The 14,310-nt window shown below is 65.9% G+C and carries 13 protein-coding genes and 1 pseudogene; 11 read left to right on the top strand and 3 right to left on the bottom strand.

Annotated elements, in window-relative coordinates:
* Positions 1 to 3 precede the first annotated feature (3 nt).
* The 8 genes from EN853_RS29450 to EN853_RS29405 all read left to right on the top strand — a co-directional run bounded on the left by EN853_RS29450 (position 4) and on the right by EN853_RS29405 (position 8,080).
* The gene (locus EN853_RS29450; RefSeq protein WP_127862568.1) at positions 4 to 1,476 is read left to right on the top strand and encodes an aldehyde dehydrogenase; all 1,473 of its coding nucleotides are present in this window, start codon (positions 4 to 6) and stop codon (positions 1,474 to 1,476) included.
* 66 nt (positions 1,477 to 1,542) lie between these two features.
* Positions 1,543 to 2,547, top strand: coding sequence for an ABC transporter substrate-binding protein (locus tag EN853_RS29445; protein ID WP_127862569.1), 1,005 nt, complete (start codon positions 1,543 to 1,545; stop codon positions 2,545 to 2,547).
* Between the two features lie 64 nt (positions 2,548 to 2,611).
* Positions 2,612 to 3,460, top strand: a complete 849-nt coding sequence (locus EN853_RS29440; RefSeq protein ID WP_127862570.1) for an ABC transporter permease — start codon at positions 2,612 to 2,614, stop codon at positions 3,458 to 3,460.
* Position 3,461: 1 nt separating this feature from the next.
* Positions 3,462 to 4,262: an ABC transporter permease gene (locus tag EN853_RS29435; RefSeq protein ID WP_127862571.1), complete on the top strand. Its 801-nt coding sequence runs from the start codon at positions 3,462 to 3,464 to the stop codon at positions 4,260 to 4,262.
* Positions 4,259 to 5,338: an ABC transporter ATP-binding protein gene (locus EN853_RS29430; RefSeq protein ID WP_127862572.1), complete on the top strand. Its 1,080-nt coding sequence runs from the start codon at positions 4,259 to 4,261 to the stop codon at positions 5,336 to 5,338. The genes EN853_RS29435 and EN853_RS29430 overlap by 4 nt, the downstream gene beginning before the upstream one ends.
* Positions 5,339 to 5,849: 511 nt before the next feature.
* On the top strand, positions 5,850 to 6,290 hold the full coding sequence (locus EN853_RS29420) for a hypothetical protein (protein ID WP_127862574.1): 441 nt from the start codon (positions 5,850 to 5,852) through the stop codon (positions 6,288 to 6,290).
* Between the two features lie 128 nt (positions 6,291 to 6,418).
* Positions 6,419 to 6,889 (top strand): hypothetical protein, encoded by a 471-nt coding sequence (locus tag EN853_RS29415; RefSeq protein ID WP_245517227.1) that lies wholly within the window; start codon positions 6,419 to 6,421, stop codon positions 6,887 to 6,889.
* A gap of 438 nt (positions 6,890 to 7,327) precedes the next feature.
* Positions 7,328 to 8,080 carry a pseudouridine synthase gene (locus tag EN853_RS29405; RefSeq protein WP_127862575.1) on the top strand — a complete coding sequence of 251 codons (753 nt, stop codon included), beginning with the start codon at positions 7,328 to 7,330 and terminating at the stop codon, positions 8,078 to 8,080.
* Positions 8,081 to 8,091: 11 nt separating this feature from the next.
* On the opposite strand, the gene EN853_RS29400 is transcribed toward EN853_RS29405, so the two are convergent.
* Entirely contained in the window at positions 8,092 to 8,673 is a 582-nt protein-coding gene (locus tag EN853_RS29400; RefSeq protein WP_127862576.1) for a histidine phosphatase family protein, read from the bottom strand.
* 178 nt (positions 8,674 to 8,851) lie between these two features.
* A complete protein-coding gene (locus EN853_RS29395) occupies positions 8,852 to 10,189 on the bottom strand; it encodes a dicarboxylate/amino acid:cation symporter (RefSeq protein WP_127862577.1) in 1,338 nt (445 codons plus the stop codon).
* 235 nt (positions 10,190 to 10,424) lie between these two features.
* Between EN853_RS29395 and EN853_RS29390 the strand changes: the two genes are divergently transcribed.
* From EN853_RS29390 to EN853_RS29380, 3 genes are all read left to right on the top strand, one after another.
* A complete protein-coding gene (locus EN853_RS29390; RefSeq protein WP_127862578.1) occupies positions 10,425 to 12,290 on the top strand; it encodes an ATP-binding protein in 1,866 nt (621 codons plus the stop codon).
* Complete coding sequence (locus EN853_RS29385) at positions 12,287 to 13,636, top strand: sigma-54 dependent transcriptional regulator (protein ID WP_127862579.1); 1,350 nt, start codon at positions 12,287 to 12,289, stop codon at positions 13,634 to 13,636. Before EN853_RS29390 ends, EN853_RS29385 begins: the two co-directional genes overlap by 4 nt.
* Positions 13,637 to 13,794: 158 nt before the next feature.
* Positions 13,795 to 14,142 (top strand): hypothetical protein, encoded by a 348-nt coding sequence (locus EN853_RS29380; protein ID WP_167524647.1) that lies wholly within the window; start codon positions 13,795 to 13,797, stop codon positions 14,140 to 14,142.
* A 50-nt stretch (positions 14,143 to 14,192) separates the two neighbouring features.
* Here the strand turns inward: EN853_RS29380 and EN853_RS29375 are convergent.
* Positions 14,193 to 14,310: pseudogene (locus EN853_RS29375) on the bottom strand (IS630 family transposase); the annotation flags it as partial.

Genomic DNA, 14,310 nt, shown 5'->3' with positions numbered 1-14,310 from the left:
CCCATGACCGACGCTCTCTTCAGGAACTTCATCGACGGCCGCTTCGACGAGCCGTCCGCTACTTTCGACAGCGTCGATCCGTCGACCGGCGCGCCGTGGGCGACGATGCCGGCGGCGAGCGAAGTCGACGTCGACCGCGCCGTCGCGGCCGCGCATCGCGCGCTACGCTCCGGACCTTGGGCGTCGATGACGGCGACCGCGCGCGGAAAACTGCTGGTCAGGCTCGGCGACCTCGTGGCCGCCAATGCCGGCCGGCTGGCCGAACTGGAGACGCGCGACACCGGCAAGATCATCCGCGAGACTCGCGCCCAGATCGCCTATGTCGGCGACTATTACCGCTACTATGGCGGGCTCGCCGACAAGCATGAAGGCGCGCATGTGCCGATCGACAAGGCGGATCTCGACGTCACCATCCGCCGCGAGCCGATCGGCGTGGTTGCGGCGATCGTACCATGGAACTCGCAGCTCTTCCTCTCGGCCGTCAAGCTCGGCCCGGCGCTTGCGGCAGGCTGCACGGTCGTATTGAAGGCCTCCGAGGACGGACCGGCGCCGCTGCTTGCCTTTGCCGAGTTGGTTAGCCAAGCCGGTTTCCCACCCGGCGCTGTCAACATCCTTACCGGCTTCGGCCAGGAGTGCGGACGGCGCATGACCAGCCACCCGCTGGTCGCCCGTGTCGCCTTCACCGGCGGCCCGTCGACGGCGCGCGCCATCGTCAGGAACACGGCGGAAAACCTCGCCTACACGACGCTCGAGCTCGGCGGCAAAAGCCCGGTCGTCGTCTTCGCCGACGCCGACCTCGACAGCGCCGCCAATGCGGTCGTCGCCGGCATCTTTGCCGCGACCGGACAGAGCTGCGTCGCCGGATCAAGGCTGCTCATCGAGCGTTCGGTCAAGGATGAGTTCCTCGGCCGGCTGAAGCGCAAGGCCGAAGCGATCCGCATCGGCGATCCGCAGGACCCGGCGACCGAGATGGGGCCTTTAGCCACGCTGCGCCAGCGCGACCGCATCGAAACCATCGTTGCCGAAAGTATCGCTGCCGGCGGCGTACTGGTCACTGGCGGCATGCGTCCCGGTACCGGCACCGGCTTCTACTATGCCCCGACCATCATCGACGCCGGCGCCAGCAACCTGCCCTGCGTGCGCGAGGAACTGTTCGGGCCGGTGCTCAGCGTGCTTTCCTTCGGCACCGAGGCCGAAGCGCTGACCCTCGCCAACGACACGCCCTTCGGCCTTGCCTCCGGCGTCTTCACCTCAAATCTCGGCAAGGCGCACCGCATGGCGCGCGACATCCATGCCGGCGTCGTTTGGGTCAACACCTATCGCGCCGTGTCGCCGCTCGTGCCCTTCGGCGGCTACGGCCTGTCGGGCCTCGGCCGCGAGGGTGGGCTCGATGCCATCAGAGACTACACGCGCTCGAAATCCGTCTGGATCAAGACCTCGGACGAGCCGATCCCCGATCCCTTCGTCATGCGCTGAGAACGGCATGACCAGGGTGCACTGACAAGAACAAGAAACGGAACAGAGAAATCAGAGGAGAATGACATGAAACTGATCTTAGTCGGCGTCCTCGCCGGGTTGCTGGCGGCGACAGCCGCCAAGGCCGACGAAATGGTGTTCACCAGCTGGGGCGGCACCACGCAGGAAGCGCAGACCAAGTCCTGGGCGGAGCCGTTCACGGCGAGCTCCGGCATCAAGGTGCTGCAGGACGGCCCGACCGACTACGGCAAGCTCAAGGCCATGGTCGATGCCAAGAACGTCACCTGGGATGTCGTCGACGTCGAGATGGATTTCGCCATCAAGGCCGCCAAGGACGGGCTGCTCGAACCGATCGACTTCGCCGCCGTGCCAAAGGGCGGTCTCGATCCGCGCTTCAGCAACGAACATGCCGTCGGCAGCTTCTACTATTCCTTCGTTCTCGCCTGGAACAAGGGCGCCGTCTCGGGCGAGCCGACGAGCTGGGCCGATATGTTCGACACCAAGAAGTTTCCCGGCAAACGCACCTTCTATAAATGGTCGGCTCCGGGCGTGATCGAGATCGCGCTGCTCGCCGACGGCGTGCCCGCCGACAAGCTCTATCCGCTCGACCTCGACCGCGCCTTCAAGAAGCTCGACACGATCAAGTCGGACATCGTCTGGTGGGGCGGCGGCGCGGAGTCGCAGCAGCTCATTGCGTCGGGCGAAGCCGCCTTCGGCCAGCTGTGGAACGGCCGTGTCTTCGCGCTGGAGAAGGACGGCGCCGATGTCGGCGTCTCGTGGAACCAGAACCTCACCGCCGCCGACGTTCTCGTGGTTCCGAAGGGCGCCAAGAACAAGGACGGCGCGATGAAGTTCCTCGCTGCCGCCACCAGCCCGACCGGCCAGGCGAAATTCGCCGAGGCGAGCGGCTACGCGCCGATCAACACCAAGGCCAAGGCCGAGATGCCCGCCGACGTGGTGAAAGGCCTGCCCGACGCGCATGTCGACGGCCAGATCAATCTCGACATGAACTACTGGGCCGAGCATCGCGACGAGATCGCCACGCGCTGGTACGCCTGGCAGACCAAGTAGCCGCCACTTGATACCGGCGGGGCGCGGAAAGCCGCGCCCTGTCGGTACAACGGGACCCCGCTTGATGCAAGGAACTCCCCTCAGACGCGGCTCGATGGCCGGCAGCGGCGGCGCTTTGCCGGCCCTCACCCTGGTCGGCCTGTTCTTCGTCGTCCCGGTGGTGGCGCTGTTGCTGCGCAGCGTCACCGATCCCGAGCCCGGCCTGCAGAACTACGCCGCGCTGTTCGGCAGCGGCACTTATGTGCGGGTGTTCCTCAACACCTTCCTGGTCGCCGCCGTCGTCACTGCCGTCACCATCGTCGTGGCCTTTCCGGTCGCCTGGATGCTGGCCATCATGCCGCCGGCGCTCGGCTCGATCGTCTTCGGCATCATCATCCTGTCGATGTGGACCAACCTTCTCACCCGCACCTATGCCTGGATGGTGCTGCTGCAGCGCACCGGGGTGATCAACAGGACGCTGATGGGCCTCGGCATCATCCATGAGCCGCTGCCGCTCATCAACAACCTGGCCGGCGTCACCATCGGCATGGTCTACATCATGCTGCCCTTCATGATCCTGCCGCTGATCGGCGCGCTGCGCGCGATCGACCCGATGACGCTGCGCGCGGCAGCCCTTTGCGGCGCAAGCCCGTTCCAGGCGTTCGGCCGCATCCTGCTGCCGCTGTCGCTTCCCGGCATCGCCGCCGGCGGGCTGATGGTCTTCGTCATGTCGCTCGGCTATTTCGTGACGCCCGCGCTGCTCGGCGGCACCTCCAACATGATGCTGGCCGAAATGATCGCCCAGACGGTGCAGTCGCTGCTCAACTGGGGGCTGGGAAGCGCCGCCGCCTTCGTCCTGCTCATCGTCACCATGGCTCTCTATGCGCTCCAGTTGCGCATGGTCGGCGCCAGGCGCCTCGCGGGAGGGCTTTGAGATGCTCCTCGACTACGACCGGCTCGGCTGGCTGCGCGCGGTGCTCGCAGCCTTCACCGCGCTGGTCGCCGCCTTCCTTTTGCTGCCGGTGGTCTTCATCATCCTGCTGTCATTCGGCTCGTCGCGGTGGCTGGCCTTCCCGCCGACCGGCTGGACGCTCAAATGGTATCAGGAACTGCTGGCCGACCCGGCCTGGATCAACGCGGCATTGACCAGCGCGAAGATCGCCGCGATGGCCGCCATCCTCTCGGTGCTGGTCGGCCTGCTTGCATCCTTCAGCCTGGTCAGGGGCGAATTTCCCGGGCGGCAGTTGCTGCGCGGGCTGCTGCTCACGCCGATGGTATTGCCGGTCGTGGTCTTCGCCATCGCCGTCTATGCCTTCTTCCTGCGCATCGGGCTCGCCGGCACCACGATCGGCTTCGTCATCGCCCACACCATCCTGGCGCTGCCCTTCGCCATCATCCCGATCGCCACCGCGCTCGAAGGCTTTGACAAATCCATCGAGGATGCGGCGATCGTCTGCGGCGCCAGCCCGCTGCAGGCAAGGCTCAGGATCACCCTGCCCTCGATCCGCATCGGCATCTTCTCGGCGGCGATCTTTTCCTTCCTCGCCTCCTGGGACGAGGTGGTGGTAGCAATCTTCATGGCGAGCCCGACCCTGCAGACCTTGCCGGTGAAAATCTGGGGCAGCCTGCGCGCCGACCTCAGCCCGGTCGTCGCCGCCGCCTCCAGCCTGCTCGTCGGCCTTACACTGTGCCTGATGATCGTGACCGCACTCCTTCGCAGAAGATCTTCCAGATGACCCGGCCATTCCTTTCCATTCGCGCGGTGAGAAAGACGTTCGGTGCTTTCGTCGCCGTCCACGACGTCACCATCGACGTGCCCAAGGGCGAATTCCTCACCTTTCTCGGGCCGTCCGGCTCCGGCAAGTCGACGACGCTCTACGCCATCGCCGGTTTCCAAGACCCGACCTCGGGCGACGTGCTGCTCGAAGACAAGTCGCTGCTTGCCGTGCCTTCGCACAAACGCAACATCGGCATGGTCTTCCAGCGCTATACGCTGTTCCCGCATCTGAGCGTCGCCGAGAACGTCGCGTTTCCGCTGCGTGTGCGCCGCCGGCCGGACGGCGAGGTGAAGCGCAAGGTCGCCGACATGCTGGCGCTGGTGCGCCTCGAAAAATTCGCCGACCGTTATCCGGGCGCGCTGTCGGGCGGCCAGCAGCAGCGCGTCGCGCTTGCCCGCGCGCTCGCCTACGATCCGCCGATCCTTCTGATGGACGAGCCGCTGTCGGCGCTCGACAAGAAGCTGCGCCAGGAAATCCAGGCCGAGATCCGTCGCATCCACCGCGAGACGGGCGTGACCATCCTCTACGTCACGCACGACCAGGAGGAGGCGCTGCATCTTTCCGACCGGATCGCTCTGTTCAAGGAAGGGCGCATCGAGCAGATCGGCACCGGCGAGGACCTCTATCTCAGGCCCGCGAGCGAGTTCGTCGCCGGCTTCATCGGCAATTCCAACTTCCTGCCGGCGGAGCATCTGGAGACCGAGAGCGGCGCGGCCACGGTGCGGCTGGCCGACGGCTCGATCGTCAAGGGCGTGAAAGCGACACATGCGCTCAGCCGCGGCCAGACGGCCAGATTGATGGTGCGGCCGGAAGCGTTCCGCCTGACCCCCGTGTCGGGGAACGCGTCCCTCGCCGTCGAGATCGTCGATACGGCCTTCTTCGGCGACCGCCGGCGCGTCGTGGCCCGCACCGGGTCGGGCGACGAGATCGACGTCAGGCCGTCCTCGGATGCAGCCGAACCGGCGGGCGCCGATGCCGCTGCGAGCCGGCGGATCTTCTTCGATCCCGCTCAGGCATTCCTGTTTCCCGCCTGAAATCCGGGTCTGGTCATCCCGACCAGTGATCGCTTTGCGCCATGCAGAAAACCGCGCGTCTCGGCGAACGCTCGCTCGGTCATCCGGACCCCGGTTCGGTTTCGGCCGCCATGCTGGTCGAAGAAATCTGTAGTGCGATGAAGGCCGCTTGAGCCGTATACCGGCGGCGAGGTCGTGATCGATCGCGAAGGGTCAGGAATTTCCGCGCGATCCGAATTGGGGCGACGGCGGTGCGCCACGCTCCGCGGCATCGATCGGTTGGCCTTGCTCGGCCGCGGTTTCGCCGCCGCATCTTTTCGGCGAAGGCCTCCACCTCTCCTTCGCTCGAGCGAGTAATAGCCGCAATCTCTTCGCCCAGGTCCATCCGCGCTATCTCGGCCCGCCCTTCAAATCGCAGGCGGCACTCGGCGATGAAAATGCATTTGCGCGCATCGGGCCGATGGCGGATTTCATTTGCTTGGTGATCCTCCATCGATAGGGCAAACTACCTGCCGGGCTGTCAGGAGGAGAAATGAGAGCACGCGCAGCGACCGTCGGGGACCTCGAGGATGTTTTCCACGGCCTGTCCAAGCGAATGTCGGACGAGTACCTGGCGTCCGGCAAGGACAGCAAGGCCGCCTACGACAATCTGATGATGAACCTGAAGGAAGGCCGGGCGCATGCGCTGGTCCAGGGCGACAAGACCGTCGCCATCATCGCCTGGCATGAGCATGGCGACGCCGCCGACACGCTGTTTGCCGCACAGGAGGATTTCTTCAGTGCGGCAACCGTGCGCTTCTGCAAACGTCATATCCGCCATATCCAGGCGCTCGCCGGCAACCTTCCCGTACATTCACGCAGCTGGCTGCATGGACCGGACGTCGCAAGATGGTTCCGGGTTATCGGCTATGTCGATCAAGGTCGGGAGAACGGAGCCACCCTGTTCGAGCTGCCGCCGGCTCCCGCCGGGTGATCCGTTCCGGTTACCTCCAGCAGCAGCTTGCACCGCGCACCGATTGGCGGGATGGTATGGAAGGCGGCCGGGGGCGCTGGCAGGCCTGAGATACATGGCTGCTGGAAATCGAAATGGTGCGCGCTTGTTTGGCCTTTGTCGCCCTTGCTGCCCTGGTCGGGCCAACAGGAGCTGGCGAGCGGCTGGCCCGTCTCCTGGATCGTTCCGAGCTGGCGGCTGCCTATTTGGGTGAATCCGATCTCGTGACCGCCTATGCGACCGGAATGGCCCGCTACCGTCTTCAGTTGATGGCGCGTACTGGCACAGGCAACCTCGCCGTCCCCATCGAACCCCTCGCCTTGCGGCCGGAATTCCGCCAGCGTACGTGGCGCTCGGCGGACGGCAGCCTGCTGCAGGGCTTCGCCGGAAAGGGCGGCTTCCGGCTGACCGCCGGCAACTGCCTTACCCATATCTGCACGGCCAGCGAATGCAGCGAAGCCGGCTGGCCGGTCTATGCCTGCAGCGACGGGCGCAAGCGCAGGATGTCGGTCAAGAGCTTCCTGACGGCAACCTTCGACGGCATCTCTTACCGGCGGTTGAGCGCGCCGCCGGACCAGTGACTTCGCGGCGACCGATCGGCCCCGGCTTTAGCCATGGCGCGATGAACCCCAGCCGCCATTGGTGCCCGAAAGACAAAAGGCCTGCGCGCGAACGGCATCGACCGCGGTGCCGATCACGGCCCCGCCGTCGGTCATGCAGAGCACCGGCCAGCCGTCTTCAGGCTCTCGGCGCGGATGTCCAGGCTCTAGCTCGGCCCGCCGATACGCATCGGGCATGGAACGCGAAACGCGGACGACGCGCTCAGGCAAGCAGTCCGTCGCGTGCGGCGGCGCATCCGCAAACTCTACCTCAGGCGAAGCGTGTCGCTACGGAGTTTGAAGGCTCGCCTGAGAACTCTCCTCGGCAAGAGCGGCCAAGATCCCTGCCAGTGATCGAACGGTTGCGGCGATGCCGCCCGACGTGGCATCCGTTCGCAGTTGAGTTCGAAAGCGGAATCCTTGGCACGCCCACCCGACAATGTTCGACGACCCGTCGCAGCGAAGGTCAGCCTTGCCAGGGCGCTGTCAAAGCTCGGGCTATGCTCGCGCAAGCAGGCCGAGCTGCTGGTGGCCGAAGGGCGCGTGCGTGTGGCGGGCAAGGTTGCGCGCGATCCATCACTGCGTGTCGATCTTGGCCGCGAACGCATCACCGTCGACGGCGAGCACATCGTCGCCGAGCGCAAGGTCTATCTGATGCTCAACAAGCCGCGTGGATTGGTCACCACGCGTGACGATCCAGAGGGCCGCGGCACCGTCTACGACTGCCTTGCCGATCTCGACCTGCCCTTCGTGTCGCCGGTCGGCCGCCTCGACAAGGCGAGCGAAGGCCTGCTCTTGATGACCAACGACACGCGCTGGGCGAATGGCCTGCTCGACCCGGCCTCGCATGTCGCCAAGACCTATCATGTGCAGATCGCTTCCGTTCCCGACGAGGCGATGCTGGAGCAATTTCGCCAGGGTGTTGCCGTCGATGGTGAATTGCTGACGGCAAGCTCGATCAAGCCCTTGCGCAGCGGCGGACGCACGGCATGGCTGGAGATCGTGCTCGACGAAGGGCGCAACCGCCAGATCCGCCGCCTGCTCGGCGCTTTCGACATCGAGGTGCTAAGGCTGGTGCGGGTAGCGATCGGCTCGCTCCAGCTCGGCGATCTCGCCAAGGGCAAGGCGCGGCATCTCACGGCCGAAGAGCTGGCCAATCTTACCGAGCGATAGCGAGAGCCAGACTACTTCTGGTTCCAGCGGCGAATGACCGGCTCCGTCAGGTCGTGCTCGTAGCCGAGAATGCTGAGGCTCGCCGTATCCAGCACGAGATACGCTCCGCCTGCCGGCGGCAGTCCGACCCAGCGCGCTGCAAATACGCGCAGGAAATGCGCGCTTGAAAAGATCAGCATATTGCCGGCAACGGTGCGCAGCTCGGCTATGGCAGCATCTGCCCTGGCGCCGACATCGGCTGCCGTCTCGCCATTCGGACACCCGTCGCGAAAAAGCTGCCAGTCCGGGCGCCCGGCAAGGATCTCCTTGGTCGTCACGCCTTCATAGGCGCCATAGTCCCATTCCTGCAGGTCGGCCTTCTTCACGGCGCGCTCGCCGAAGCCGGCAAGCCGGCAGGTGTCGACGGCGCGCTGGGACGGGCTCGACCAGACAGCCTGGAAGGTCAGGCCCTGGAGACGTTCCGCCACGCCGCGCGCGGCTTCTTCCCCCTTCGCGGTCAGCGGAATGTCGGTGCGGCCGGTGTGCTTGCCCGACGCGCTCCACTCCGTCTCGCCATGGCGGACGAGGTAGATTTCGGGAAACGCGCTGCTCATGGACCGCCCCTCACGGTTGACTGTTCAGCCGGGAATCCGGCGCGCGCAGCCTATGCGGCGGCCGGCAAAAAGAACAGGCCACGGGCGAGCCGCGGCCTGCATAGCTTGGGAGGATGCCTTCTTTTTGTTCGCTCAATTCCGGGCCAAAACCGCTGGGCGGTTTCCCGGAATTGTTTGATCACTCCGCTGGTTGGAGACCTTCCGACAGCGACAGGTCTGCCTCTTCCGGCAACTGGCCGGCCATGGCGGCTGCGAACTGCTTCTGGTCGAGCTCACCTTCCCAGCGCGCCACGACGATGGTCGCCACAGCGTTGCCGACGAAGTTGGTCAGTGCCCGGCATTCCGACATGAAGCGGTCGACGCCGAGGATCAGCGCCATGCCGGCGACCGGGACCGAGGGCACGACCGAGAGCGTGGCGGCCAAAGTGATGAAGCCGGCGCCGGTGATGCCGGCGGCGCCCTTGGAGCTCAGCATGGCGACGAGCAGGAGCAGGATCTGGTCGCCGAAGGTGAGCGGCGTGTCGGTCGCCTGGGCGATGAAAAGCGCGGCGAGCGTCATGTAGATGTTGGTGCCGTCGAGGTTGAAGGAATAGCCGGTCGGAATGACCAGGCCGACCACCGAACGGTTGCAGCCGGCGCGCTCCATCTTGGCCATCAGGCCGGGAAGTGCTGCTTCCGACGACGAGGTGCCGAGCACCAACAGCAGCTCTTCCTTGATGTAGCGGATCAGCGCCAGGATGGAGAAGCCGTTGTACCATGCGACCGCGCCCAGCACGACCAGCACGAAAAGCAGCGACGTCAGGTAGAACGTGCCGATCAGGATGGCGAGGTTGGCGATCGCGCCGATGCCGTATTTGCCGACGGTGAAGGCCATGGCGCCGAAAGCGCCGATGGGGGCGGCCTTCATCAGGATGGCGACGAGGCGGAAGATCGGCGCGGTCAGCGCCTGCAGGAAGTCGACGACCGGGCGGCCGCGCTCACCGACGAGCGCCAGCGCCACGCCGAACAGCACCGAGAAGAAAAGCACCTGCAGGATATCGCCCTGGGCGAAGGCGCCAGTGATGGTGTCGGGGATGATGTTCATCAGGAAGCCGACGATGGTGGTGTCATGCGCCTTCTCGGTGAAGGTCGACACCTTGGTGGCGTCGAGCGTCGCCGGATTGATGTGCATGCCGGCGCCCGGCTGGACCACGTTGGAGACGACGAGGCCGACAACGAGCGCCAACGTCGAGAAGACGAGGAAATAGATCATCGCCTTGCCGGCGACGCGGCCGACCTTGTGCAGGTCGGAAACGCCGGCGATGCCAGTCGCAACGGTGAGGAAGATCACCGGAGCGATGACCATCTTCACCAGCTTGATGAAGGCATCGCCGAGCGGTTTCAGCGAGGCGCCCAAGTCGGGATAGAAATGACCGAGCAGGATGCCGGCGGCGATCGCCACCAGAACCTGCACGTAGAGATGCCGGTAAAACGGAACCTTGCCGCGCGGATCCGCGGCAGCGATTGCTGTCTGCATGATGTCCTCCGTTCAGCCCCGATCGAGACGCTCGACCTCCCTGGGGCAGTTGACCTCCGCAGCCCCGCGGCTGCTGCGGATGCATTTGCAACACGCGTGCCAGATTCCGCTTGGAAGCTCCGCTCATTGATTCTGCTGGATTTTTTCGGCCCCTCGACCCGTATTGTTGAACGCGCCGTGCGACGATCCGCATAGGTTGATTTGTGCTTTGTGCGAAATCATGCACAAATGCGGCATGCTGCAACGCCCCGCTGCTGCCTTGTCCCCGACGCCCGAGCTGCTTGCCGGGCGGGCGCGGCGCGCGTGGCTGCTGTTTGCGGCGGTGGCGCTCGCGATCGTCGCGGCGGCGCTCTATGGCGCCGGGCTCTATGCCCGCTCGACCGAGGTCGAGGCGCTGGCCGCGCAAGGCCGCACCGACGCCAACCTCAAAGTCGCTCTGCTGCGCGCGGTGCTGGAGAATCCGCGCGCGCTGCCGCTGCTCCTGTCCGAGGATCAGCAGGTAAACGACGCCCTGACGCAGCGCAGCCCTGCCGCGATCGATGTTCTCAACCGCAAGCTGGAAGGGCTGGTGTCGGGCACCAAGGCCTCGGTGCTCTACGTCACCGGCACCGACGGCTTCGCCATCGCCTCCAGCAACTGGCGCGAGCCGGTGAGCTTCGTCGGCAGCGACTACAGCTTCCGCGCCTATTTCTCCGGCGCCATGCAGTCCGGCACGGCCGAGTATTTCGCGCTCGGCAGTGTCAGCAAGCGCCCCGGCCTTTACATTTCGCGCCGCGTCGACGGCGCCTCGGGACCGCTCGGCGTGGTCGTGGTCAAGATGGAGTTCGACCAGCTCGAGGCCGACTGGCACGAGGCCAACCGCCCGGCCTATGTCAGCGACGACCATGGCGTGGTGCTGATCACCAGCGTGCCTTCCTGGCGCTTCATGACGACGGCGCCGCTGGCCGCTCCGGTGCTGGCCGGCATCCGCGCCAGCCAGCAGTTCGGCGAAGCGCCGCTGGTGCCCTTGCCGATCACCAAGCCACAAGCGCTCAGCGCCGATGTCGCGCTTGTCCACGCCATCACTCCAGGCGGCAGCGACGCGGAATATCTACGGCTGTCGACGGCCGTGCCTTCGACGCCCTGGCGGCTCGACTATCTCGTGCCGGCGGAAGCGCCGATTGCCGCCGCGCAGCGCGAGATGCGGCTTCTGGCGCTCGGCGTCCTCGTTCCGCTCCTCGCTCTGGCCGCCTATCTTTTGTGGCGCCGGCAGTCCGCCCAGATGCGGATCGCCGCCGAGCAGGCGGCGCGCGCCGAGCTGGAACGCCGCGTCGTCGAGCGGACCCAGGACCTCAGCCTCGCGCGCGACCGGCTGCAGGCCGAGATCGCCGATCACCGCAGCACCGAGGCCCGGCTGCAGGTGATGCAGCAGGAACTGGTGCAGGCGAACCGCCTTGCGACCCTCGGCCAGGTCGCCGCCGGCGTCGCGCATGAGATCAACCAGCCGGTGGCGACCATCCGCGCCTATGCCGACAACGCACGCGTCTTCCTGGAGCGCAAGCAGACGGCGCCGGCCGAGGAAAACCTCGGCGCCATTGCCGCGCTGACGGAGCGCATCGGCTCCATCACCGAAGAGCTGAAAGCTTTCGCCCGCAAGGGCCGCACGGCGGCCGAGCCGGTCGAACTGCGCGGCGTCATCGAGGGCGCGGTCGTGCTGCTCAGGAGCCGCTTTGCCGGCCGGCTGGAGGCGCTGGCGATCACGCTGCCGCGGCCGTCGCTCAAGGTCATGGGCAACCGGCTGCGACTGGAACAGGTGCTGATCAACCTGTTCCAGAACGCGCTCGAAGCGCTGGAAGGCCGCGACGATGCGCGGGTCGAGGTGTCCGCCTGCGAAACCGCCGGCGGTGTTGCCTTGATCGTGTCCGACAACGGGCCGGGCATCCCGCCGGCGATCCTGAAATCGCTGTTCACGCCATTCAACACGTCGAAGGAAAGGGGGCTCGGGCTTGGGCTTGTCATCTCCAAGGACATCGTCGCCGACTATGGCGGCCGCATCGAGGTGGCGAGCAGCGAGAGCGGCAGCCGCTTCACCATCCATCTCTCGACGGCAGGCCCGACATGACGAACGGCAATGCCGTCATCCTCATCGATGACGACGGCGACCTGCTAAGGGCGACAAAACAGACGCTGGAGCTCGCCGGCTTTTCCGTCTCTGCCTTTTCCTCGGCAAGCGAGGCGCTTGCCGGCCTCGATGCCGGCTTTGCCGGCGTCGTGGTGTCGGACATCCGCATGCCCGAGATGGACGGGCTGCAGCTCTTCGATCGCGTGGTCGACCTCGACCCGGACATCCCCGTCATCCTCGTCACCGGGCATGGCGACATCGCGATGGCCGTCAAGGCGATCAAGGATGGCGCCTATGATTTCATCACCAAGCCCTTCGCCGCCGACCGGCTGGCGCAAAGTGTGTGGCGCGCGGCGGAGAAGCGCCGCCTGGTGATGGAGAACCGCGCCCTGCGCGAAGCGGCCGAGCAGGCGCAGGAGGGCCTGCCGCTGATCGGCCAGACGCCGGCCATGGAGCGGCTGCGCCGCACGCTGAGACAGATCGCCGACACCGATGTCGACGTGCTGGTGACCGGCGAGACCGGTTCCGGCAAGGAGGTGGTGGCGAGCCTGCTGCACCGCTGGAGCCGCCGCGCCACGGGCAATTTCGTCGCGCTCAATTGCGGCACGCTGCCGGAGACGGTCATCGAAAGCGAATTGTTCGGCCATGAGGCCGGCGCCTTCACCGGCGCGCAGAAGAGGCGCGTCGGCCGCATCGAGCATTCAAGCGGCGGCACACTGTTTCTCGACGAGATCGAAAGCATGCCGGCCGCGACGCAGGTGCAGATGCTGCGCGTTCTGGAGATGCGCGAGGTGACGCCGCTCGGCACCAACGAGGTTCGGCCGGTCGACCTGCGCGTCGTCGCCGCCGCCAAGGTCGATCTTGGCGACGCGAGCCAGCGCGGCGCCTTCCGCGAGGACCTCTACTATCGGCTCAACGTGGTGACGCTCTCTATCCCGCCGCTGCGCGAACGCCGCGACGACGTGCCGTTGCTTTTCGGTTATTTCGCAGAGCGCGCCGCATCCCGCTTCCATCGCCCGGTGCCCGCGGCGCCGGCCGCGGTCCAGCGCCATCTGAGGGAACACGACTGGCCCGGCAATGTCCGCGAGCTCGCCCATTTCGCCGAGCGCTTCGTGCTCGGATTGGAGGAGACTGGCGGCAGCCCGTCCCCTCAGCTGGCCGATTCGGATGCCTCCATGCCCTTGCCGGAACGGTTGGAACGCTACGAGGCCGATATCATCCGCGAGACACTTGGTCGCAACGACGGCGACGTCCGCCGCACCATCGAAGCGCTCGGCATCCCGCGCAAGACCTTCTACGACAAGCTGCAGCGGCACGGCATCGTGCGCAGCGATTTTTCCAGATAGATCAAGCCTGTGGAACCCCATGCGCCCCCAAACCGTTGTGACCGACCGGGAAACCGTGGCACGTCGGCACCAGCCGGGCGGCGAACGCATCGGCGCGACGGCGTTGCCGGTTGCACTTGGCAAGCGTTGATGGTTTGTTGCCGCTCAGCGGAGAACGAATGATGCGCGAATCCCTCGGTCAAGACGAATACGGCTCGGCCAACCCCTTCGATCCGGACGACCTGCCGAATCTGAATGCGATGGGGCCGGCAATGGGCGCCGGCAACGATTTCGAGAAATACGCCGTTGCCGTCATCATCGTGTTCGGGGCGCTGATCATCGGCGGCCTGATGGCCGCCTCGATGACCTTCGGCCACCGCAACGGCTTCCTGTTCGCGCTCGGCGGCGCCACTGCCGCCTGGATTTCGGGCAATGCGCTGCTGCTCGACCGGCCGCGCATCTATGCCCTGTTCGTCGGCATCGCCGCCGTGCTGCTGATCGCGTCCACCATCACTCTGGTCGCGTAATTCCGGACGGAAAGCCGCTCGCACCTTTCCTGGAATTGCTTTAGAGCGCTTCAGGTTTTGACGGAAGCGTATCCGGCGTTGTTGAAGTAGTTTGAGCATTCGTCGGGTTCTATGGTGGCGACGAGGTGTCCGATGTGTCGCCAGGTGTCGTCGATGGTTCGCTTCTGG

Source organism: Mesorhizobium sp. M1C.F.Ca.ET.210.01.1.1, from assembly GCF_004791585.1.
GTDB lineage: Bacteria > Pseudomonadota > Alphaproteobacteria > Rhizobiales > Rhizobiaceae > Mesorhizobium.
Note: the sequence above shows the minus strand (reverse complement) of the source record. Positions and strands in the feature narration are given on the sequence as shown.

What these genes read in the sequence shown, in the direction of transcription:
- EN853_RS29450 (WP_127862568.1), top strand. Translation starts at nt 4, where the DNA reads ATGACCGACGCTCTCTTCAGGAACTTCATCGACGGCCGCTTCGACGAG.
- EN853_RS29445 (WP_127862569.1), top strand. Translation starts at nt 1,543, where the DNA reads ATGAAACTGATCTTAGTCGGCGTCCTCGCCGGGTTGCTGGCGGCGACA.
- EN853_RS29440 (WP_127862570.1), top strand. Translation starts at nt 2,612, where the DNA reads ATGCAAGGAACTCCCCTCAGACGCGGCTCGATGGCCGGCAGCGGCGGC.
- EN853_RS29435 (WP_127862571.1), top strand. Translation starts at nt 3,462, where the DNA reads ATGCTCCTCGACTACGACCGGCTCGGCTGGCTGCGCGCGGTGCTCGCA.
- EN853_RS29430 (WP_127862572.1), top strand. Translation starts at nt 4,259, where the DNA reads ATGACCCGGCCATTCCTTTCCATTCGCGCGGTGAGAAAGACGTTCGGT.
- EN853_RS29420 (WP_127862574.1), top strand. Translation starts at nt 5,850, where the DNA reads ATGAGAGCACGCGCAGCGACCGTCGGGGACCTCGAGGATGTTTTCCAC.
- EN853_RS29400 (WP_127862576.1), bottom strand. Translation starts at nt 8,673, where the DNA reads ATGAGCAGCGCGTTTCCCGAAATCTACCTCGTCCGCCATGGCGAGACG.
- EN853_RS29395 (WP_127862577.1), bottom strand. Translation starts at nt 10,189, where the DNA reads ATGCAGACAGCAATCGCTGCCGCGGATCCGCGCGGCAAGGTTCCGTTT.
- EN853_RS29390 (WP_127862578.1), top strand. Translation starts at nt 10,425, where the DNA reads ATGCTGCAACGCCCCGCTGCTGCCTTGTCCCCGACGCCCGAGCTGCTT.
- EN853_RS29385 (WP_127862579.1), top strand. Translation starts at nt 12,287, where the DNA reads ATGACGAACGGCAATGCCGTCATCCTCATCGATGACGACGGCGACCTG.
- EN853_RS29380 (WP_167524647.1), top strand. Translation starts at nt 13,795, where the DNA reads ATGATGCGCGAATCCCTCGGTCAAGACGAATACGGCTCGGCCAACCCC.